Below are 19,807 nucleotides of genomic sequence, written 5' to 3' on the forward strand. Positions count from 1 at the left end.
TTATAAGGAGGGCGGCAATTCCTCCCCTGAGCTAAAGACTCAGGGGTTTCCTTGCCGCATTTTATGAAATATGATAATGAAACAGCCCGGCTAAGCCGGAAACGCTTTTTTTGTTTGTGCAATCATTTTTGTTCTAAAGTATTAAGATCCATCCTGGTCTGGGGGGTTCTTTTTTCTTTGACCATGATCCCTTCCGGTGCCATGGCCCAGGGCGATGCGGATCTTTCAGACGGGCTGTATGCAAAAATGAATACAGACAAAGGGATTATTCTTCTACAGCTTTATTACAAACAAACCCCGTTGACTGTGACCAATTTTGCCGGACTTACCCTGGGTAAAATGGATACGAATGTAAAAAAAGGCGAAAAGTTTTACGATGGACTGACATTCCACCGGGTGATCCCTGATTTTATGATCCAGGGCGGGGACCCTGAAGGCACGGGCCGGGGCGGTCCGGGATACCGGTTCCAGGACGAATTCAGCCCAGAATTAAAACATGACGGTCCCGGAATTTTGTCCATGGCCAATGCCGGCCCCGGCACCAATGGCAGCCAATTTTTCATTACCCACAAAGCCACACCCTGGCTGGACGGCAAACACACGGTGTTCGGCAAGGTGGTCAAGGGCATGGGGGTGGTCAATGCCATTGAAAAAGGGGATAAAATTAAAACCGTTGAGATTCTGGCAATCGGTGGCGAGGCAAAGGCTTTCAGGACAGACCAGGCTGGTTTTGATGCCATTATTGCAAACAGGAAAGCCACTATCACAAACAGGAGAGCCGTCGATCTGGAAGCGTTTAAAAAACAGATGCATGAAAAATATCCCGATGCCGTGGAAACCGAATCCGGTCTGATGTATGTACCGGTGCAGGACGGCACCGGCCCTGCCGTTACCTCCGGGGCCGCAGTGCAGGTGCATTATACCGGGTTGTTCACCAACGGCAAAAAGTTTGATTCCTCCAGGGACCGGGGCAAACCCATTGAGTTCGTCCTTGGCAAGGGTCAGGTGATCAAAGGCTGGGATATCGGAATCGAAGGCATGAAAAAAGGTGAGGCCCGGCAACTGCTGATTCCTTATCCCCTGGCATATGGGGAGCGGGGATATCCCGGTGCGATCCCGCCTAAGTCCACACTCATCTTTGATGTCGAGTTGGTGGATTTCAAAGAGTAATTATTGGAGTACAGGCATGTTCTGCATTTGTCCCAAGATACGCCTTTGGCGTTGCAGGACATGGGGGCCGGGGGTGACCGCAGACCATTTGTGGGGACTTGGCAATATGGCGGCCAGAAGCGCTGCCTGTTGTGCCGTTAATGCGTTGGCATCACAGGAGAAATAAGCCCGGGCTGCGGCCTGGGCACCTACATTGGCCCTTCCCCAGTCCACGGTATTCAGATACATTTCCATAATCCTTTTTTTGTCCCAGATCAATTCAATTATAACCGTGTACCAGGCTTCGGCAATTTTTCTGGCAAATGTACGGCTTGAGGGTAGAAAAAGGGAGCGGGCCGTCTGCATGGTGATGGTGGATGCCCCCCGGAATCCTTTGTGGTTAATGATGTCCAGCAGGGCAAGTTTTATTTCTCTGAAATCAAATCCATGGTGGCGCATGAAGCGCTGGTCTTCGGAGGCCAGCACGGCCTGCTGCAGATACACGGATATCTGCGCGATATCTTTCCATTCATAGGACCTGGGCTTAAACACCATTTTTTTGTGAGCGGCAACAGCCTTTTCATAGACCATGTTTACCGTGAAGGGCGGATTGAAAAACTTGAAAACAACGACCTGGAGAAAGGTGGCTGCCACCACGAAGATAACCAGTCCGGCAATAACTCTTTTTATCCAGGTCATTAATTTTTTTTTCATCCAATCCTCAGTGGCTCATCTTATGATCAACCCCGTTACACTCAATTCAAATTACCTGATAAAATTGGTCATGATTTTGGCAACCGGTTCAGGCGCGGGAAATTGTTGTTTTCCATGTTCAATAATTTTCATGAGCCATGCCATATTTTTACCTAAAACCGCCATGATTTGTTTGCCTTCCCCATCCTGTTTCATTTCCCCCGGGGCAAGACCGTGGGCCACATGCCAGTAGTTTGAAGCGGGCATGACCATTTCCGAGTAATTGAGATAATGATTAAGGGCGTCAACTGTTGAAATTCCGCCTGATCGACGGACAGCGGCAACAGCGGCGCCGACCTTGTTTCGGAACAGACCACCGTTAACCGAAGCAACGAAAAATGCTCTGTCAAGGAAGGATTTCATCGTTCCGGCAACACCGGAAAAATGAACAGGAGAGCCAAGCAGAATGCCGTCGGCCGCCTTTATCTTCTGAATCCATTCATTAACCGGATCGTCATCAAGGGTACATGCTTCATTCTGGTTTTTTACACAGCCGAGACAGGCCGTGCATCCCTGTATCTTTTTTTTGCCGACATGGATCATCTCCGTTTCAATCCCGGCATGTTCCAGTTCCTCAAAAACGATGTTCAGTGAACAGGCGGTATTTCCCTTTTTATTGGGGCTGCCGTTAAATCCAACAACTTTCATACGTATTCTCCTTTTTGTGTTTTGTTCATACCATCTCATCTTCTAACCCGAGTTTACGAGTTATTAAGAATCCAAACTTCAACTATTTGATTTTATAAAAAAAATTAGACGGTGTGCGTCCTCCCTAATTTGATAAAAAACTTTCCATTTCAAAAATTTCAAATAGTCGTTTCTGGGTTTCATCCATTTTAGAAACTACAGATTGGGATATCTTCTTTTTTCTTTTTTGAGGGAATACATTTATGACTTCCCGGATTTCTGAGAGCTTTTCTTGAGTTTTATTAATGGACATTGAGATTCCGGCATTTTGAATTCTTTTCATCATTAAAGCCCGAATCAGCAAGGTTATAGAACAATACAAACCATGGACTCTTATCATTTGGTCGGTCCAGTGGAACATTGGCCACCAGCTCCCTGTTTTTCTATCCTTCATCTGTTTAAAAATATCTTCAACTATGTATTGGCTGCGATATGATACAATAATTTCTTCAGTTGCCCAATGCGCATTGTCAGTGATTATAATGTTCTTACCAAGATATGTATCACACAGTTCAGCAAAAACAGCATTATCCAGGTGGTAACTGATTCGTGGAATTCCATTACATTCGGTAAGATCAACTGAAATTAACTTTTTCATATGCTGACCGGAGCGAATTGATGCAATTTGTTTTCTTACGGAGTCTTTTGTGGGCTTTCTCCCTTTTGTGACTATTCCTGCAATGCGATTCTCTAATTTTAAGGAGAGTAGGCTTAATTTTTCAACACATTTGTTGACTTCATTATTAATTGATTGAAGTTGAGATGAGTATAGAGAGTTGTTAAAAGTAACGATCACCGTAAGGGTTTTGCCGTACATCTTTTTTTGTGTCCGAAACGCTTTTACTTGATCTAAACGAGGATGGGACAATGGCTTAAGGGAGTCATCATCATTAGAAATCATAGCCAATTCTTTATGGTCATCCAGTTTCACTGAGCCGACAAAGTGGAATCCTGAGTCCGTTATGAACCTTTTAAAATTTGTATCAGAGTTATTCCCTTTGTCAAAAACAATTGTCATCCCTTTTTCACTGAAAACCCTGTTTGAAAAAGCGTTAAAAAAATTATCTATAACACCTTCAAATGCTTTGGAATCATGACGATTTCCTTCGTATACATCAAAGTAAAGCGGAAAATGCTCTTGGCGAGTACAAAATAAGGCATAATTGATTTGTTTCAGATCACCTCGACCCTGTTTATTTTTCCCTCTCTGAGCCAAAGAACAACGCGTATTGAAAGAGTGTATGAAAGAATAAAAATTGGTACCGTCATAGGAAACACTGGAGAGGTCAATCTTTTCCTGCTCCAAGACGGAGTTAATAAGGTTCATCCATGCCCGCTTGATCTTATTTTCACTAATGGTTGACATGTTGTCCCAGAAACGTTGAGAACTCAATGATTTTTTATCCACTTCCGGAAAGGATCTTAATAAAATGGTATTTTTATACCAATCCCACATAGAGCGCTTGCTGACAGATTGGATTCCTCTGTTAATTGCGGCCAATCCTAAATAAAAACCGGTAGACAACCCCTGGCTGCGTTTATGAAAGATGTCGTCAAGAATTTTGATCATCTTGAATTCTTGAACGATCTTCAAATATGCTGCCGGACAGCCAAGTTCAAATATTTCTGCATATTGTGGATTGGATGGAAGACCGTCCATTGCAGCCATTATCTTGTGCAAAGGGCCTAAATATTTTTGCCACTTTCGCCGCGTCTTTCCGTTAATCCGTTCGCTCTCTTCAGCATAATAGTAAGTGGTCCCCTTAATTTGTTTACGAGTTATATACGCCATGTTAATATTGTCCTCAATAGCCCCTTAAAAAAGGTGTACTTTGATATTTCAGGGGGTACAAATAACACATTTGCGCACTCACAGTCAATAGGGATAATGGTTTTAATTAATTTAAAGTTAGGGGGTACAAAAATATTTTTTAATTATTTGAAATTACAGTTTTTATTTCAAAAGGTAGCTCATAACTCGTAAACTCGGGCTAAGTAACTAAAACGGTATCCTACTGTTTTAGTTACTTATAGGTTTGGTGCCGCCTTGGGCGGCTGGGGCGCTATCAATATAGATGATTAACTAAAGTCATCCCGGGCCTGATCCAGGCGTTTGTACTGAACCGCCTCAAGCACATGAGGTTTAAGTATATCGGGTGCGTCTGCCAGATCCGCGATGGTTCTGGCAAGTTTTAATATGGAGGCATAGGCCCGGCCGGAAAGGTTAAACTGTTTCATGGCCTGTTCAACCACTTGGCGGCTTTGGGCATTCAGGGGACAGAATCGCTGCAACAGCCTTGGGCCCATGTCAGCATTGGAAAAACATATTGTCCCGACTTTTTTAAATCGGCGGGCCTGGATGTCCCGGGCCTTTTCCACCCGTTTACGGATGGCTTTGGAGGACTCCCGGTCTCCGTCTGCGGTCATTTCATTAAAGGACAATCGGGGAACCTCCACAAGGATGTCCATCCTGTCCATGAGCGGACCTGAGATTTTGTTTTTGTACTGCTCAATTTTTGCCGGGGTGCAGGTGCATTCCCTGTCCGGATTGGTGAGATTGCCGCAGGGACAGGGATTCATGGCACCTGCCAGCATAAAGCGGCATGGATAAGTGGCCTTGGCATTGGCCCGGGCCAGGGTGATGACACCCTCCTCTATGGGTTGGCGCAGCACCTCCAGCACACTGCGCCGGAATTCAGGTAACTCATCCAGAAACAGTACACCGTTATGGGACAGCGTAATTTCCCCGGGTTTCGGCACGGTGCCGCCGCCCACAAGACCGGCATCGGAAATGGAATGGTGGGGGGACCTGAAAGGCCTTGCGCCCAAAGGTTGCCCCGGTTCCCGGGACACCCCGGCCACCGAATAGACTTTGGCGATTTCCATGGCCTCTTCAAAGGAGGGTTCCGGCATGATTCCCGGCAGGCATTTTGCCATCAGGCTTTTTCCGGATCCTGCCGGACCGTTGAGCAGGATATGATGATGGCCTGCTGCCGCCACTTCCATGGCCCGTTTGACATGGGTCTGACCCCGGACATGCGAGAAATCATTTTCCTGATCCGCACCATCGCTCTCCAGAAGCAAGGACAGATCCGGCTCCAGGGGCGCAAGGTTTGCCTTTCCTGCCAGAAAATCTACCACCTGGGTTAGATGATCCGGGGCCAGAACGTCAATATCTTTAACAAGCGCTGCTTGGGCACCGTTCTCTTTGGGCAGGATAATGCCCTTGAATCCATGATCCCGGGCGGCCAGGGCAAAAGGCAGTGTTGCCTTGACCGGCCGCAGGTACCCGTCCAGGGACAACTCCCCGGCAAACAGCCAGGATGCAGCTGAAGATGCCTGGAATAAACCCTGGGCACAAAGAATTCCCAACGCCACGGGAAGGTCCAGACCTGTCCCCTCTTTTTTGAAATCCGCAGGCGCCAGGTTCACCACCACTCTGTCCATGGGGAAGGTGTAGCCGGCATTCTGCAGGGCAGACCGGACCCTGTCCCGGCTTTCCCGGACCGCGGTCTCAGCCAGTCCCACCATGTTGAATACCGGCAATCCCAGTGTGATGTCTACTTCAACATCCACAATAATGGCCTCAAACCCGTTTACTGCACAGGATTTCATTTTTGCTATCATAATATTTTTCTCATTTGTTTTGCTTTGTATTTTCAAATCAGCTATATATACCACGTTTTATCGTATTCGAAACACTTTGGAACGGGATAATGAACAATTTTTATAATCAGCAAACCATCGCCGGAAAGGTGAGCCTTTCGGGAACGGGCGTCCATTCGGGTAAAAAGACAAGCCTGACCATCCGTCCGGCCAAGGAAAACCACGGGATTAAATTCCGGCGTCTTGATCTTCCCGGAACCCCTGATATCCCGGCTCTTTTTAAACAGGTAGTGGATACCAGTCTTGCCACGGTGATCGGAGACAAGGGGGCCATTGTTTCGACCATTGAGCATTTGATGGCAAGTTTTGCAGGCCTTGGTATTGACAATGCCCTGGTGGAGGTTGACGATTATGAGATCCCCATCATGGACGGTTCCGCCAGGGAATTTACCCGGGCGATAACCAACGTGGGCCTGGTGGCGCAGGATAGACCCAAACACCTTTTTATCGTAAATGAACCCATAGAAATCAGGCAAGCAGATAAATGGGTCCGGGTGGAACCTGAATCCTGTTTCAGAATTTCCTGTACCATTGATTTTAATCATCCGCTGATCGGCCTGCAGAAAATTGTCTATGACAAGGCGGAAAATAATTTTGAGCAAAAGATCTGCGGTGCCCGGACCTTTGGTTTTGTAAAAGATCTTGAGCTGTTGAAAAAATTCAGCCTTGGCAAAGGCGGAAGCCTTGACAATGCCATTGTCATTGATAATGATAAAATTTTAAATAAAGGGGGGCTGCGGTATCCGGATGAATTTGTCCGGCACAAGCTGCTGGACTGTCTTGGGGATTTTTCCCTTCTGGGAATGCCCATCCAGGGGCATATTATTACCCATAAATCCGGGCATCACCTGAACCATTTGTTTATAAAAAAATTCCTTGATGAAAAGCAGGCCTGGGAAACCGGTCCGGCAAAGTGCTGATCAACCCCCAATGATAATGACAGGTGTGGTGACAAGATTTTTATTTGCAATTGTTTTTTTTATTACCAGCTTTATTTTTGTTTTTCCAGGAGGCGCGTTTGCCCGAGATAAAGCTGTGCTTTCCCATATCAAACTGGCCAACACGCGGGACGATCTGTTTGCTTATTTTAAGGTGGAAAATGCGTTTAATGAAAAAAATATCCAGGCCATTGAGAATGGCATTTCCACGTCGTTTACGTTCTATATCACCTTGTACAAAACCTCAAGCAGTCTGTTTGACAAAAAAATCATCGATATTAAAACCCGTGCAACAATAAAATACAATTCCATGAAAGAAGAATACACGGTTGTCTGTGAATGGAAGGATGCCCCGCCGTTAATTACAAAATCCTTTGATGAGGCAAAGATCTGGATGACCCAAATCGATAACCTGAAGGTGGTACCCCTTGGCCGGCTGGTAAAAGGGGATAAGTACCGGATTCGGATCAAGGCTGAACTTGAAAAAGTCACGTTGCCCCTGTCGTTGCATTATGTATTTTTCTTTGTTTCTTACTGGGATTTTGAAACGGACTGGTATGTGATTAATTTCACCTATTAACACCTGACAGGCAAAGGCTGCTATGACCCAGAAATTCGAGGAGACAGAACAAAAAAGGTCCGGCCGAAAAAGAGAAGGCGTTATCATCTTATGCCTTGCGCTGGTCATTGGTGTCCTGACGGTGATCGAAATCCGTGTTATGCCCTTTGACACGGGACTGTCACTGTCGTCCACCGTGCTGATGTTCATTTTGATAAACATCAATCTGTTATTGCTGCTTACCCTTCTACTGCTTGTTTTCAGGAATCTTGCCAAGCTCTACTATGAGAGAAAAAATAAGATCCTGGGTTCCAAGATAAAAACCCGCCTGACGGTTGCTTTTGTTGTACTGGCCCTTTTACCCACCAGCGTACTCTTTTTTTTTTCCATCCAGTTTATATCCACCTCGATTGCCTTCTGGTTCAATGCCCCTGTGGAGCAAACCCTGGACGCCTCCCTGGCTGTCGGACAGACCTTGTATGATTATATTGAGGAAAAAAATGTCTTTTTTGCTAAAAGGGGGGCGTTTCAGATTCATTCCCGGGATTTGCTCAAGCCCGAAAATCAGGAGAAACTCTCCCGGTATACCCAGGTGATCCAGCGGGCTTTTAACCGTCATGCCGTAGAAGTCTACACCCCGGATGCCCAGCGGGTGAGTCTCTCTTTAGCCAGCGAGCTGGAAAGCATGCACTTTGGGCTGCTGACCACCACGGAGTTAAGGGGCATCCCGGCCGGCAGTACGCGCCATACCGTTTATCAGACCATTGACCAGGGTGAATTTTTACGCACCGTATGCACCATCCCTTTTGACCTGGCGCCGAACAAGGCTGCCGGATTTATTGTAATCACCACCCTGACGGCCCCGGACCTGTCTGAAAATTTAAGATTCATTCTTAAAGGTGTGGAGGAGTATCACCAGCTCAAATTGACAAAGAAACCCGCTCAGATTTCCTACTACATTGCGTTGTCCATTGTGGCACTCCTTGTTGTGTTCTGTGCGGTGTGGTTTGGATTCCAGATTGCCAAATCCATCACTATTCCCATTATGAAATTTGCCGAAGGCACCCAGCGGATCATTGACGGTGACCTGGAATATCAGATTGATTTCAAGACCGATGATGAAATCGGCACCCTGATTCAAAGTTTTAATTCCATGACCCGCCAGTTGGCCGACGGTCGCCGGCAGATCGCCCTGTCCGAAAGTATGCTTAAACAGCAGAATGTAGAGCTGAAAAAAAGCCGCCAGTACATTGAGATCGTCTTAAAAAACATTTCCGCCGGTGTTGTCTCCATGGACAATGAGGGAACCATCACCACCATAAACAAAGCTGCCGAGTCCATGCTGGATGTTAACAGCCATGATATTCTTAATAGAAATTTTAAAAACGTTCTGATGGAAGAATACCTGGCTCTGGCCAACAAAATATCTGAACAGGTAGAACAGGGGGGCACCCATTTCAAGATTCCTGTTTCTGTCTCCGTAGCCGGTGAGCCCAAACATTTCTCATTGAACTATACCGCGCTCAAGGACGATACCGACCAAAATCTGGGGGCTGTACTGGTGTTTGATGATGTCACGGAACTTGAAAAAGCCCAGCGTTTAGTGGCCTGGCGGGAGGTGGCTCGCCGCATTGCCCATGAAGTGAAAAATCCGTTAACCCCCATTAAGTTGTCTGCCCAGCGCCTGAAACGCAAATACGGCAAAACTATTGATGATGACGTTTTCACCCGATGTGCCGACACCATTGTAGAGCATGTTGATCTGATCCGGAACCTGGTCAATCAGTTTTCCACCTTTGCCAAATTTCCAGATACCAACTTTGCTTCGGCCCGCATTGAAAATATCATTCTTGAAACCGTTGCCCTGTATAAGGAAGGATTGGAACAGGTGGACATCCAGACCCGGTTCAAGGATAACATTCCGACCTTGAAATTGGATCATCAGCACATGAAGCAGGCTTTTATCAACCTGATTGACAATGCGGTTTACGCTGTAAACAAAAAAGGCACCATTGTGATTGACCTTTCCTATGACCCTATTCTTAAAATTGTACGCATTGAAATAGCAGACAATGGAAAGGGGATTTCAGATAAGGAAAAAACCAAGCTGTTCGAGCCCTATTTTTCCACCAAGAAAACGGGCATGGGACTTGGGCTTGCCATTGTAAACTCTATTATTTCAGATCATAACGGCGTGATACGGGTTCAGGATAACCAGCCCGAGGGCGCCAAGTTTATCATTGAACTGCCTGCTGAGGAGTCCTGATGCAAACACGATATATAGAAAGGAGCGTTGACTATGTACCCGGCAGTCCTGATTGTTGATGACGAGGCGACCATTATTGATTCACTGGAAGGGATTCTTTCCGATGACGGATTCGAAGTCATTCATGCATTCAATGGATATGAAGCCCTGAAAAAAATTGATTCCCATTCCCCGGACATTGTGCTGCTGGACATCTGGATGCCGGGCATGGACGGCATTGACACCCTTAAAGAAATCAAACAGCATCACCCCAGTCTGCCGGTGGTCATGATTACAGGCCACGGTTCCATTGAATCCGCTGTGGAAGCCACTAAATCCGGCGCTTTTGATTTTCTGGAAAAACCTTTATCCATTGACAAGGTTATACTTACCATCAACAATGCGTTGAATTTCAGAAAGCTTGAGGAAGAGAACCGATACCTTCGCAAGAAAGCCATTAAAAAAAATTCCATCACCGGCACAAGCCCGGCAGTCCGGAAACTTTACGGCGAAATTATGACGGCAGCGCCAACAGAATCCTCCATTTTGATTACAGGTGAAAACGGCACAGGCAAGGAGATGGTCGCCCGAACCATTCACCAGTTCAGTCGACGTCCGGAAGGCCCTTTCATCATTATCAACTGTGCCGCCATACCCGAAGATCATCTGGAATCCGAACTGTTCGGCCATGAGAAAGGGGCTTTTGAAGGGGCCACAGCAAAAAACAGAGGCAAATTTGAATTGGCTGCCGGCGGCACCCTGTTTCTGGATGAAATAGGGGATATGAGTATCAGTACCCAGGCCAAAATGCTGCGGGCCCTGGAATCCAAAACCTTCCAGCGCATTGGTGCCAGTCGCACCCTGCACATGAATGTGCGTGTGATCACATCATCCAACAAAGATCTTGACGCCGAAATTAAAGAAGGCCGGTTCCGGGAAGACCTGTTTTTCAGGCTCAATGTCATACCAATCCATGTGCCGCCCTTAAGGGAACGGCGCGATGACATCCCCATACTGGTGGACTTTTTCTTAAGTCAACTGGCTGAAAAATCGTCTGCACCTAAAAAAACGCTGTCCGAAGAAGCGCTTAAGCTTTTAACGCAATGGCATTGGAAGGGAAATGTCAGGGAACTTAAAAATTTGATGGAGCGCCTATCCATTATGGTGGAAAACGACGTTATCGGAAAAAATGATATCCCCGCACCTTACAACCCTGAGATTGACAATCTGCCTGAAATCGATGACGGGCACACCCGGCTTTTTACCATGGAAAAATTGGACCAGGCAAAAGCCGCCTTTGAAATGGAATTTATCCATTTCAGGGTGGACCGGATGAACGGGGATCTCCAGGCTGCCGCCAAACAGATGGGAACAAGCCTGAACTTTATCAAAAAAAGAATATCTAAAAGCTGATGCGTATTATCAGTGGCACCTGCCGGGGCAGAAAACTGGTTCAGATCCAGGGGAAGGATATCCGTCCCACCTCGGACCGGGTCAGAGAAGCTGTATTTAATATCCTTGGCCCCGGTATCCGAAAAAAAAGGGTGCTTGACCTGTTTGCCGGTACCGGGGCCTTAGGGCTTGAAGCGTTGAGCCGTGGCGCACAATCGGCCGTGTTTGTGGATGCGGCTCAATCTTCCTGCAATGTGATCAAACGCAATATTGAAATATGCCGCATGACGGAACATGCCCGGATTATTTGCCATGACCTGGTCAAAGCGTCTTTACCGGTATGCCATCCCCCCTTTGACCTGGTTTTTATGGATCCCCCTTATAACAAAGGGTATCCCGGGCAGGTGCTTGGAAAAACGGGGTTTTCTGAACTTCTGGCCCCCGGGGCAATTATCATTGTGGAACAGTCCGCCAAAGAAAGCGTTAGCTATCCCGTAAACAGCCTTGACAAATACCGGGAAAAAAAATACTCAAGGACAACGCTTACATTTTTGCGGAAATCCGCTAAAGACAACAAGGATGCGTATGAGTACCCGAAAACGGACAATTGCCATTTACCCCGGTTCCTTTGACCCCTTAACAAACGGACATCTTGATGTGATCAGACGCGCCCAGGAAATTTTTGACCATGTGGCCGTGGGCGTGCTGTACAATGCGTCTAAAAGAAGCCCGTTGTTCTCCCCCGAGGAGCGGATCTCCATCATCAAAGAATGTTTTGAAGACCCATTGGTAGAGCTGGATCCCGCAAGGATTGAGGTGGAGACCTTTGATGGGCTTCTTGTTGAATATGCCCGAATAAAGAACGCCGTGGCCATTATCCGGGGAATGCGGGCATTGTCTGATTTTGAAAGTGAATTTCAGATGGCGCTGATGAACAGAAAACTCAATAGGGAGGTCCAGTCGGTCTTTCTTATGACAGGATCGCGTTGGATTTTTACCTCATCATCCATCATTAAGGAGGTCGCCCGGTATGGCGGCGACATTTCCGATATGGTGCCCAAACCCGTGGAACGCAGGGTGAAAGAGAAACTTGCCCAAACAGGGCGTCCAGGCGTTAACGCTGAATAAGTATTGAGGATATATCAACGTGGACTTGTGGCAGCTTCATATTTTTGTTTCCGTGGTTGAGCAGAAAAGTTTTTCCAGGGCGTCAGAACAGATTCATTTGTCCCAGCCCACAGTCTCCACCCATATCAAGGAGCTGGAGGCACATTTTCAATGCCGTCTGCTGGACCGGCTGGGCAAGGTGACCGAGCCGACCCGGGCCGGTGCGGTCCTCTATGGCTATGCCAAACGGATGCTGTCGCTGAAACAGGAAACCCAGTCCGCCATGCTCGATTTTTTAGGGCATACCAAAGGACAGCTGATTATTGGCGGATCATCCATCCCCGCCGGATATATTCTTCCCAGGATGATGGGGGCATTTAAAGCCGATTTTCCGGATGTATCCATTCTTCTGACGGTCGGCGACACAGGCCAGATCACCCGGGCCGTCAAAGACGGTGAACTGGAACTGGGGGTCGTGGGGGCAAAAACCAGTGATCCCGACATTGTCCAGGAAAAATTGATTGAAGATGAAATGAAACTGGTTGTGCCTTCCGGTCATGAATGGGCGGACAGGACCAGTGTGACCTGCAAGGCATTGTTGTCCCAGCCATTTATTGCCAGAGAACAAGGATCCGGTACCTGGAAAACCGTTATCTCCGGCATGGAAAAGGCCGGGATTGACGCATCCCGGCTTGCGCCTGCAGTGACCATGGGCAATTCCGTTTCAGTCATTCAGGGTATTCTCAACAATGTGGGGATCTCCATTCTTTCCACCATCGCAGTGGCAGAGGAACTGGCCAGGGGACGTCTGCATGCCCTCAGTGTTAAAGACCTTGACCTGTCCAGACATTTTTACCTGACCCTGTCCCGGAAGAGAACCCGGTCTCCGATATGTGAAAAATTTATTCATTTCTTAAAGGAACAGGTTTTGGTCTAAGGCCTAAAACTTCATTGACAAGCTAATCAATTTCTGACAAGCTTTTTTTATACCGTATATTTCGGCGCAAATCTTTATGCCAAGGAAGTCACGATGATTTTAGGATTAGATGTCGGAGGCACACACACAGACGTTGTTTTTCTCAGCGAAAAAGGTGTCCAAAAACATGTAAAGGTGCCCACCCAGCCGGACAATTTATTTAAAAGCGTTCTTTCAGGTTTTGCTTTGATTCTTGAAGGCGTTGATCCGGGACGCATTAAGCGGGTTGTTATCTCCACCACCCTGACCACCAATGCCATTATCCAGCAGACCGTGACACCGGTGGGCATGATCGTTTCGGCCGGGCCGGGCATTGATCCTGAAAATTTCAGGACCGGGGATCAATATTATGCCGTAGCCGGCTCCATCAACCACCGTGGCCGGGAAATAGAGCCGGTCAATGAGATTGAAATTCAGACGGTGGGTGAAACGTTCAAAAAGGCGGGCATTGAATATGTGGGGGTTGTCAGTAAATTTTGTGTCAGAAATCCTTCCCATGAAATTTTGATCGAGCGGATATTAAAGGATCAGTTTAAACAGATTTTTTTGGGGCACCATGTTTCCGGTAATTTGAATTTTCCCCGGCGTATTGCCACCACTTACATGAACGCGGCTGTATACCCCCTGCATAAAGACTTTTTCCAGGCCGTCGAACAATCCCTTGAGGAGATGGGGCTTACCGTACCCATTCAGATCCTCAAGGCTGACGGCGGTACCATGACATTGGGGGCATCAATGGATTTTCCGGCCCAGACGGTTTTATCCGGGCCGGCAGCCAGTATCATCGGCGCGATTCCCTATGCCCCGGAAGGCCAGGATGCCGTGGTCCTTGATATTGGCGGGACCACCACGGACATTGCATTTCTGGTGAATAAAACCCCATTGCTTGAGCCCGTGGGCATCCAGCGCGGAGGGTATAAAAGTCTGATTCGGTCTTTGCGAACGCTTTCCAAAGGCATTGGCGGAGACTCGGCTTTAAGGGTCAATGACGAAGGCAAACTCACTGTGGGACCGGACCGTGTGGGGCCGGCCATGGCCTTTGGCGGATCCGTCCCCACGCCCACGGACGCCCTGGTGGTTTTAGGGCTCATGGAAGCGGGGGACCAGGACCGGGCCCGGCAGGGTATAAAATTTATTGCAGATCAGCTGGGCATGGCGGAAAAAGAAGCTGCGGAACACATATTTAAAATTTGTTGTAACATCATTTTGAAAAAAACCTTTGAGATGATAGATACTTTGAATGCCAAGCCGGTTTATACGGTTCATGATTTTCTTGAAGGGTACACGTTCAGTCCGGACACGATTCTTCTCATGGGCGGACCGGCCAGATTTTTCGCCAAGAAAATCCAGGATATGTATCAGCTTGAGACCATTGCGGTTCCCTATGCTTCCGTGGCAAACGCCATTGGCGCAGCCCTTGCCAGGACCACATGTGAAGTTACGGTGAATGCGGATACGGAACAGGGCATTGTTACCGCCCATGAAGAGGATTTTTCTGAGCCTGTTTCCAAATCCTTTTCCAAAGATGATCTGCTGGAAATCGCTTACCGCCTGCTTAAAGACAAGGCGAAAAATGCCGGTGCTGAGCCTGATACCCTCAACGAGGTGGAAATGGTGGAATTTCAGGAATTCAACATTGTGCGCAACTTTTCTCCCAGAGGGAAAATTTTTCGGACTAAAATTCAGCTTAAACCCGGCCTGATACATGGGTATGAATCAATGCTTAACCCGCAGGCGTTAGACAATTAAAGGGGATACCATGTTAAACGCACCTCATAAAACCGGGCTGGTCTTTTTTCCTGCATTTGACTGGGCCATTGACCCCACCCATCCTGAAAGGGAAGAGCGGCTTTTGTATACCCAGGACCAGGTTCGCGAGGAAGGGGTTTTTGATGTCCCCGAAATTATAGAGTACAAGCCTGAAATTGTAACACCCAAGGATGTACAAAGAGCCCATTTCTGTGTACCTGATGAACAGACCGTTACAACCGAATCCCATCTGATATCGGCGGGGGGCGCCAAGGCTATTGCCAATGCCGTTATGCTGAACGAGGTAAAAAACGGCTTTGCCCTGGTCAGACCGCCTGGACATCATTCCATGCGGGTGACCCACGGCGGCCGGGGGTTCTGTCATATCAATATTGAAGCGATAATGGTGGAGTATATTCGTTCTCAGTTTGGGGTCAAACGCATTGCCGTCATTGATACGGACTGCCACCACGGGGACGGCTCCGATGATATTTTCTGGCATGATCCGGATGTACTCTTTATCTCGCTGCACCAGGACGGACGGACCATGTATCCGGGCACAGGCTTTCCCAGGGATCTGGGCGGTCCCAATGCCAAGGGGTCCAATTTGAATATTCCGCTTCCTCCGGGTACGTCCACCGAAGGATATCTTTATGTGATTGAAAATTGTGTGCTGCCCGTAATCGCGGCATTTAAGCCGGATCTTGTGGTAAATTCCGCCGGTCAGGACAACCACTACACAGACCCTTTGACCAATATGAATTTTTCGGCCCAGGGGTATGCCCGCTTGACGGATATGCTTAATCCGGACATTGCGGTGCTTGAAGGGGGATATGCCATTGAAGGTGCCCTGCCGTATGTTAACCTGGGCATTATCCTTGCCATGGCAGGTATTGACTATTCCGGTGTCGTTGAACCCGATTATGATCCGGAAAGGCTCAAGCAGTCGGAGAGTATTACGGATAACATCAAAAGAACCTGCGACCAGATCATGACCTACTGGGGTCAGCGGTATGAAATGAGAGAAGCCGCCGGTGAACCCGGACAGATTATAACCCGTCATCGTGAAGTTTTTTATGACACGGACAATATTTTTGACCGCCAGAAAGAAAAGATCCGGGTATGCAGGGATTGCGGCGGCAGTTTTGAAGTGGATTCCAAGGCCACGCCGGGGAATCATATTCTGGGTGTTCATATCCCCATCAATGCCTGCAAAGCCTGCCGGGAGCAGGGCTATGAATTTTATGATCAGGCTGATATCACCAAATACCAGCGCATCTATCTCCAGGATCGGACAAAGGATTTATACGAGGTCAAGCAATAGCTTTTGTTCGTAAAGAAGATGAACAGCTCCCAATTGCTGGAAAATCTAAAAAAAAGATCCCTTGTCATGGAATTGACAAGGGATTTTTTCCGTTCCATGGAATTTATTGAGGTAGAAACCCCGCTTCGGTGCCCGTCGATCATTCCCGAAGCCCACATTGATCCGGTGACATCCCAGGGCGCATATCTGCAGGCATCTCCGGAACTGTGTATGAAACGGCTTCTGGCCCGGGGCGCAGACAAAATTTTTCAGATATGCAAATGCTTTCGCCAAGGAGAGCGCGGTCAGCGTCATCTGCCTGAGATGACACTTCTTGAATGGTATGCCGTCCACCAGACCTATGAAGACCTCATGGTGCAGTGCCAGGGCCTTTTGCGCCACATTGCACAAGGCGTGGGCACACCGGGACACTTGGTCTATCAAGGCACGTCCCTGGAGCTGGCAAACCCCTTTGAGCGGATAACGGTTGCCCGGGCGTTTGAGCGCTTTTCCGGTGTCTCTTTAAACCAGGCCATTGATACCGGGCGTTTTGATGAGATTATAAGTTTTGACATTGAACCCCATTTAGGCACATCCCGTCCCTGTTTTCTCTATGATTACCCCATATCCATGGCTAGTCTTTCTGCGGCCCATCCTGAAAAACCGGATACGGCCCAACGGTTTGAGATGTATGTTGCCGGCATTGAGCTGGCCAACGGATTCACGGAACTGACCGACCATGAACTTCAGAGAAAACGGTTTGAAACGGAAAATGAACTGCGCGTCAGGCAAGGTAAAACAAAACTGCCTCTGCCCGAAAAGTTTTTATCCGACCTTACCTTGATGCCGCCCGCTGCCGGCATTGCCCTTGGCATGGACCGTCTGGTCATGCTGTTCTGCAATGCCCCGGATATTGAACAGGTTGTTGCTTTCCCGCGCGAGTTGCTTTAGAGCCTTTTTACAGCCTGCTGCATGGCCGACAACTCTTCATCAGTCAGTCTGGAAGTCAAAGTGAGCGGCCTTCTTTCTTTTTGTACAATTTTCGGGCAAAAGAAGCTATTTTTCTACATGGGATCTTTTATGGTCTGATAAAATATACCCCGCTGCTGCTGAATAGATTCGACTTTATTCTCCAGGATCAGCCGTTTCATTAAAATTTTGAGTTTTTCCGTTTCAAGATTCAACGCCGCAGTCAGGTCATCTACGGTGCAGGGCCGGCGATGAATGGTTTCCATAACCATGGCTTCCATTTTTTCGTCGCTGATATGGTCGCCTGATGACAGATTCTTTATACGGGCAATAATCTCCACATTCGCCGCATGAATGATTCCAATTACCCGGTCAAGGTCCTGTTTTGAAGCGGGCTCAAGCCTTGGTACAGCCCCGGGACGGTCCAGGGTATTGAGTTGAACCCGGGCAGGATTAATGTCCCGGATGATTTTTCCTAAAATTTCAAGTTCATCTTTATCATCATTGATGCCGGGCAGGATAAACACTTCCAGCCAGATTTTTCCCTGGAAAGAGGCGGCAAATGTTTTAAGTCCGTCAATAACCTCATGGATATCAAGATTCCCGGCCGGGCGATTGATCTTTTCAAAGGTCTGGGGGGTTACGGCATCCAGGGAAGGCATGATCAGGTCAGCCCTGCTTAGATTTTTTCTGACGACGGGGTCGGACAGCAAGGTGGCATTGGTCAGTACGGCGACCCGGATTGTTGGCCTTTTTTCTTTAATGAAATCAATGATCCTGCCGATGTCCGGATTTAATGTGGGCTCTCCTGAACCTGAAAAGGTCACATAATCCGGGTCAGGATGGTTTTCAAAGTAATGGGTCAGTTCTGCTTTAACTTCATCAAAGGGAACATATTCTTTCCGCGTAAGGGTCAGGTTGGTGGTGGGCCCACACTCACAGTAAATACAATCCAGGGTACAGGTTTTGTGATAGACAAGATCTACGCCCAGGGAAAGCCCAAGGCGCCTTGACGGGACCGGACCGAATATATGATTATATTTCATTTTATTTTTTACCTGTAATATTCCTGTGAGCCATCAGACGGATGGCGCTGACACGAATAAACCCTTCAGCATCTTCCTGGTTGTAGCCGCCGGTGATGTCCATGGAGGACAGATCCTGGTTGTACAGGGATGATGGTGAAGTTCTGGCGATCGGGTAGGCCACCCCTTTAAACAGTTTCAAGGTCACTTCACCGTCAATGAGTTCCTGGCTTTTGTCGATTGCCGCCATGAGAAATTCCATTTCAGGGCTGAACCAGAAGCCGTAGTAGACCAGTTCACCGAGCTTGGTTGCCAGCATATCCCGAAGACGCATGACCTCACGGTCCATGGCAATGCCTTCAATGTCCTTGTGTGCCTCGTGCAGAATAGCACCGCCCGGCGTCTCATAAACCCCCCTGGATTTGATACCCACAAACCGGTTTTCCACCATGTCAAGACGGCCGATACCATTTTCGGCACCCAGCTGGTTCAGGTACAAAAATAAATCCAGGGCATCTGTTTTTTCGGTGCCGTCTTCCAGATTTTTGACCTTGACCGGGATGCCGTTTTTGAATTCAATGGTAATGCGTGTGGGGGTATCCGGGGCCTTTTCCGGGGATACGGTGCGGCAATAGATGCTTTCATCGCATATTGTGCCGGGATCTTCAAGGATACCTGCTTCATGGGAAATGTGCAGCAGGTTATCATCTTCACTGTAAGGCTTGGCTGCGGTCTGCTTGGTGGCAATCCCATGCTTTTCCGCATAGGCCAGAAGATCGGAACGGCCCTGGAACGCATTGAGAAAGTCCGGATTTTTCCACGGTGCAATGACTTTTATGGCCGGATTCAGGGCATAGTAGGAGAGCTCAAACCGAACCTGGTCGTTTCCTTTGCCCGTGGCACCGTGGGATACGTACTGGCCGCCGACTTCCTTTGCGATTTCAATCTGCTTTTTGGCAATGATGGGACGGGCAATGGCTGTGCCTAAAAGATAGCGGCCTTCATAAACCGTATTTGATTTGAAAACGGGGAATATATAATCGGTGACAAATTCCTTTTTCATATCTTCGATGAATACTTTTGATGCACCGATTTTAAGGGCTTTTTGTTTTGCTGCCTGAAAATCTTCATCCTGGCCAATATCCGCCATATATGCAAATACTTCGTATCCCTTTTCCAGCAGCCATTTGAGGATCACCGACGTATCCAGTCCGCCCGAATACGCCAGAACCACTTTTTCCTTTGCCATTAAAAACTCCTTCATTCATTTTGTATTTGGCCGCAAATTT

Annotated in this window: 17 protein-coding genes; 11 read left to right on the forward strand and 6 right to left on the reverse strand. The window is 47.8% G+C overall.

What is annotated here, in order from left to right; genetic code table 11:
- The first annotated feature begins 51 nt into the window (after positions 1–51).
- Entirely contained in the window at positions 52–1,170 is a 1,119-nt protein-coding gene (locus HXW94_RS20260) for a peptidylprolyl isomerase (protein WP_246293674.1), read from the forward strand.
- Here the strand turns inward: HXW94_RS20260 and mtgA are convergent, their stop codons facing one another.
- The 4 genes from mtgA to HXW94_RS00910 all read right to left on the reverse strand — a co-directional run bounded on the left by mtgA (position 1,171) and on the right by HXW94_RS00910 (position 6,216).
- A complete protein-coding gene (gene mtgA / locus HXW94_RS00895; protein WP_246293675.1) occupies positions 1,171–1,863 on the reverse strand; it encodes a monofunctional biosynthetic peptidoglycan transglycosylase in 693 nt (230 codons plus the stop codon). It abuts the gene before it with no gap.
- Positions 1,864–1,914: 51 nt separating this feature from the next.
- Positions 1,915–2,550: a flavodoxin family protein gene (locus tag HXW94_RS00900; protein WP_178365007.1), complete on the reverse strand. Its 636-nt coding sequence runs from the start codon at positions 2,548–2,550 to the stop codon at positions 1,915–1,917.
- 124 nt (positions 2,551–2,674) lie between these two features.
- Positions 2,675–4,381: an IS1634 family transposase gene (locus tag HXW94_RS00905; protein WP_178365008.1), complete on the reverse strand. Its 1,707-nt coding sequence runs from the start codon at positions 4,379–4,381 to the stop codon at positions 2,675–2,677.
- A gap of 287 nt (positions 4,382–4,668) precedes the next feature.
- On the reverse strand, positions 4,669–6,216 hold the full coding sequence (locus tag HXW94_RS00910) for a YifB family Mg chelatase-like AAA ATPase (RefSeq protein WP_178365009.1): 1,548 nt from the start codon (positions 6,214–6,216) through the stop codon (positions 4,669–4,671).
- Positions 6,217–6,305: 89 nt separating this feature from the next.
- On the opposite strand from HXW94_RS00910, the gene lpxC reads away from it, so the two are divergent.
- The 10 genes from lpxC to epmA all read left to right on the forward strand — a co-directional run bounded on the left by lpxC (position 6,306) and on the right by epmA (position 17,475).
- Entirely contained in the window at positions 6,306–7,175 is an 870-nt protein-coding gene (gene lpxC / locus HXW94_RS00915; RefSeq protein WP_178365010.1) for a UDP-3-O-acyl-N-acetylglucosamine deacetylase, read from the forward strand.
- A gap of 28 nt (positions 7,176–7,203) precedes the next feature.
- On the forward strand, positions 7,204–7,773 hold the full coding sequence (locus HXW94_RS00920; RefSeq protein WP_343054519.1) for a DUF4390 domain-containing protein: 570 nt from the start codon (positions 7,204–7,206) through the stop codon (positions 7,771–7,773).
- Positions 7,774–7,795: 22 nt separating this feature from the next.
- On the forward strand, positions 7,796–10,018 hold the full coding sequence (locus tag HXW94_RS00925; protein WP_178365012.1) for a sensor histidine kinase: 2,223 nt from the start codon (positions 7,796–7,798) through the stop codon (positions 10,016–10,018).
- Positions 10,019–10,051: 33 nt separating this feature from the next.
- Positions 10,052–11,410 (forward strand): sigma-54-dependent transcriptional regulator, encoded by a 1,359-nt coding sequence (locus HXW94_RS00930; RefSeq protein ID WP_178365013.1) that lies wholly within the window; start codon positions 10,052–10,054, stop codon positions 11,408–11,410.
- Positions 11,410–12,021 (forward strand): 16S rRNA (guanine(966)-N(2))-methyltransferase RsmD, encoded by a 612-nt coding sequence (gene rsmD, locus HXW94_RS00935; protein WP_178365014.1) that lies wholly within the window; start codon positions 11,410–11,412, stop codon positions 12,019–12,021. Before HXW94_RS00930 ends, rsmD begins: the two co-directional genes overlap by 1 nt.
- Positions 11,975–12,517: a pantetheine-phosphate adenylyltransferase gene (coaD, locus tag HXW94_RS00940; RefSeq protein WP_178365015.1), complete on the forward strand. Its 543-nt coding sequence runs from the start codon at positions 11,975–11,977 to the stop codon at positions 12,515–12,517. Before rsmD ends, coaD begins: the two co-directional genes overlap by 47 nt.
- A gap of 19 nt (positions 12,518–12,536) precedes the next feature.
- Positions 12,537–13,433, forward strand: a complete 897-nt coding sequence (locus HXW94_RS00945; RefSeq protein ID WP_178365016.1) for a selenium metabolism-associated LysR family transcriptional regulator — start codon at positions 12,537–12,539, stop codon at positions 13,431–13,433.
- Between the two features lie 93 nt (positions 13,434–13,526).
- Positions 13,527–15,221 carry a hydantoinase/oxoprolinase family protein gene (locus tag HXW94_RS00950; protein WP_178365017.1) on the forward strand — a complete coding sequence of 565 codons (1,695 nt, stop codon included), beginning with the start codon at positions 13,527–13,529 and terminating at the stop codon, positions 15,219–15,221.
- A gap of 10 nt (positions 15,222–15,231) precedes the next feature.
- Positions 15,232–16,545: a histone deacetylase family protein gene (locus tag HXW94_RS00955; RefSeq protein ID WP_178365018.1), complete on the forward strand. Its 1,314-nt coding sequence runs from the start codon at positions 15,232–15,234 to the stop codon at positions 16,543–16,545.
- Between the two features lie 18 nt (positions 16,546–16,563).
- The gene (epmA, locus tag HXW94_RS00960; RefSeq protein WP_178365019.1) at positions 16,564–17,475 is read left to right on the forward strand and encodes an EF-P lysine aminoacylase EpmA; all 912 of its coding nucleotides are present in this window, start codon (positions 16,564–16,566) and stop codon (positions 17,473–17,475) included.
- Between the two features lie 113 nt (positions 17,476–17,588).
- Here the strand turns inward: epmA and HXW94_RS00965 are convergent, their stop codons facing one another.
- Both HXW94_RS00965 and HXW94_RS00970 read right to left on the reverse strand, forming a co-directional pair.
- Complete coding sequence (locus HXW94_RS00965; RefSeq protein ID WP_178365020.1) at positions 17,589–18,539, reverse strand: radical SAM protein; 951 nt, start codon at positions 18,537–18,539, stop codon at positions 17,589–17,591.
- Position 18,540: 1 nt separating this feature from the next.
- Complete coding sequence (locus HXW94_RS00970) at positions 18,541–19,767, reverse strand: argininosuccinate synthase (protein ID WP_178365021.1); 1,227 nt, start codon at positions 19,765–19,767, stop codon at positions 18,541–18,543.
- Between the last annotated feature and the right edge of the window lie 40 nt (positions 19,768–19,807).

It is taken from the genome of Desulfobacter latus (assembly GCF_013389365.1).
GTDB lineage: Bacteria > Desulfobacterota > Desulfobacteria > Desulfobacterales > Desulfobacteraceae > Desulfobacter > Desulfobacter latus.

What these genes read in the sequence shown, in the direction of transcription:
- mtgA (WP_246293675.1), bottom strand. Translation starts at nt 1,863, where the DNA reads ATGAAAAAAAAATTAATGACCTGGATAAAAAGAGTTATTGCCGGACTG.
- HXW94_RS00900 (WP_178365007.1), bottom strand. Translation starts at nt 2,550, where the DNA reads ATGAAAGTTGTTGGATTTAACGGCAGCCCCAATAAAAAGGGAAATACC.
- HXW94_RS00905 (WP_178365008.1), bottom strand. Translation starts at nt 4,381, where the DNA reads ATGGCGTATATAACTCGTAAACAAATTAAGGGGACCACTTACTATTAT.
- HXW94_RS00910 (WP_178365009.1), bottom strand. Translation starts at nt 6,216, where the DNA reads ATGATAGCAAAAATGAAATCCTGTGCAGTAAACGGGTTTGAGGCCATT.
- lpxC (WP_178365010.1), top strand. Translation starts at nt 6,306, where the DNA reads ATGAACAATTTTTATAATCAGCAAACCATCGCCGGAAAGGTGAGCCTT.
- HXW94_RS00925 (WP_178365012.1), top strand. Translation starts at nt 7,796, where the DNA reads ATGACCCAGAAATTCGAGGAGACAGAACAAAAAAGGTCCGGCCGAAAA.
- HXW94_RS00930 (WP_178365013.1), top strand. Translation starts at nt 10,052, where the DNA reads ATGTACCCGGCAGTCCTGATTGTTGATGACGAGGCGACCATTATTGAT.
- rsmD (WP_178365014.1), top strand. Translation starts at nt 11,410, where the DNA reads ATGCGTATTATCAGTGGCACCTGCCGGGGCAGAAAACTGGTTCAGATC.
- coaD (WP_178365015.1), top strand. Translation starts at nt 11,975, where the DNA reads ATGAGTACCCGAAAACGGACAATTGCCATTTACCCCGGTTCCTTTGAC.
- HXW94_RS00950 (WP_178365017.1), top strand. Translation starts at nt 13,527, where the DNA reads ATGATTTTAGGATTAGATGTCGGAGGCACACACACAGACGTTGTTTTT.
- HXW94_RS00955 (WP_178365018.1), top strand. Translation starts at nt 15,232, where the DNA reads ATGTTAAACGCACCTCATAAAACCGGGCTGGTCTTTTTTCCTGCATTT.
- epmA (WP_178365019.1), top strand. Translation starts at nt 16,564, where the DNA reads ATGAACAGCTCCCAATTGCTGGAAAATCTAAAAAAAAGATCCCTTGTC.
- HXW94_RS00965 (WP_178365020.1), bottom strand. Translation starts at nt 18,539, where the DNA reads ATGAAATATAATCATATATTCGGTCCGGTCCCGTCAAGGCGCCTTGGG.
- HXW94_RS00970 (WP_178365021.1), bottom strand. Translation starts at nt 19,767, where the DNA reads ATGGCAAAGGAAAAAGTGGTTCTGGCGTATTCGGGCGGACTGGATACG.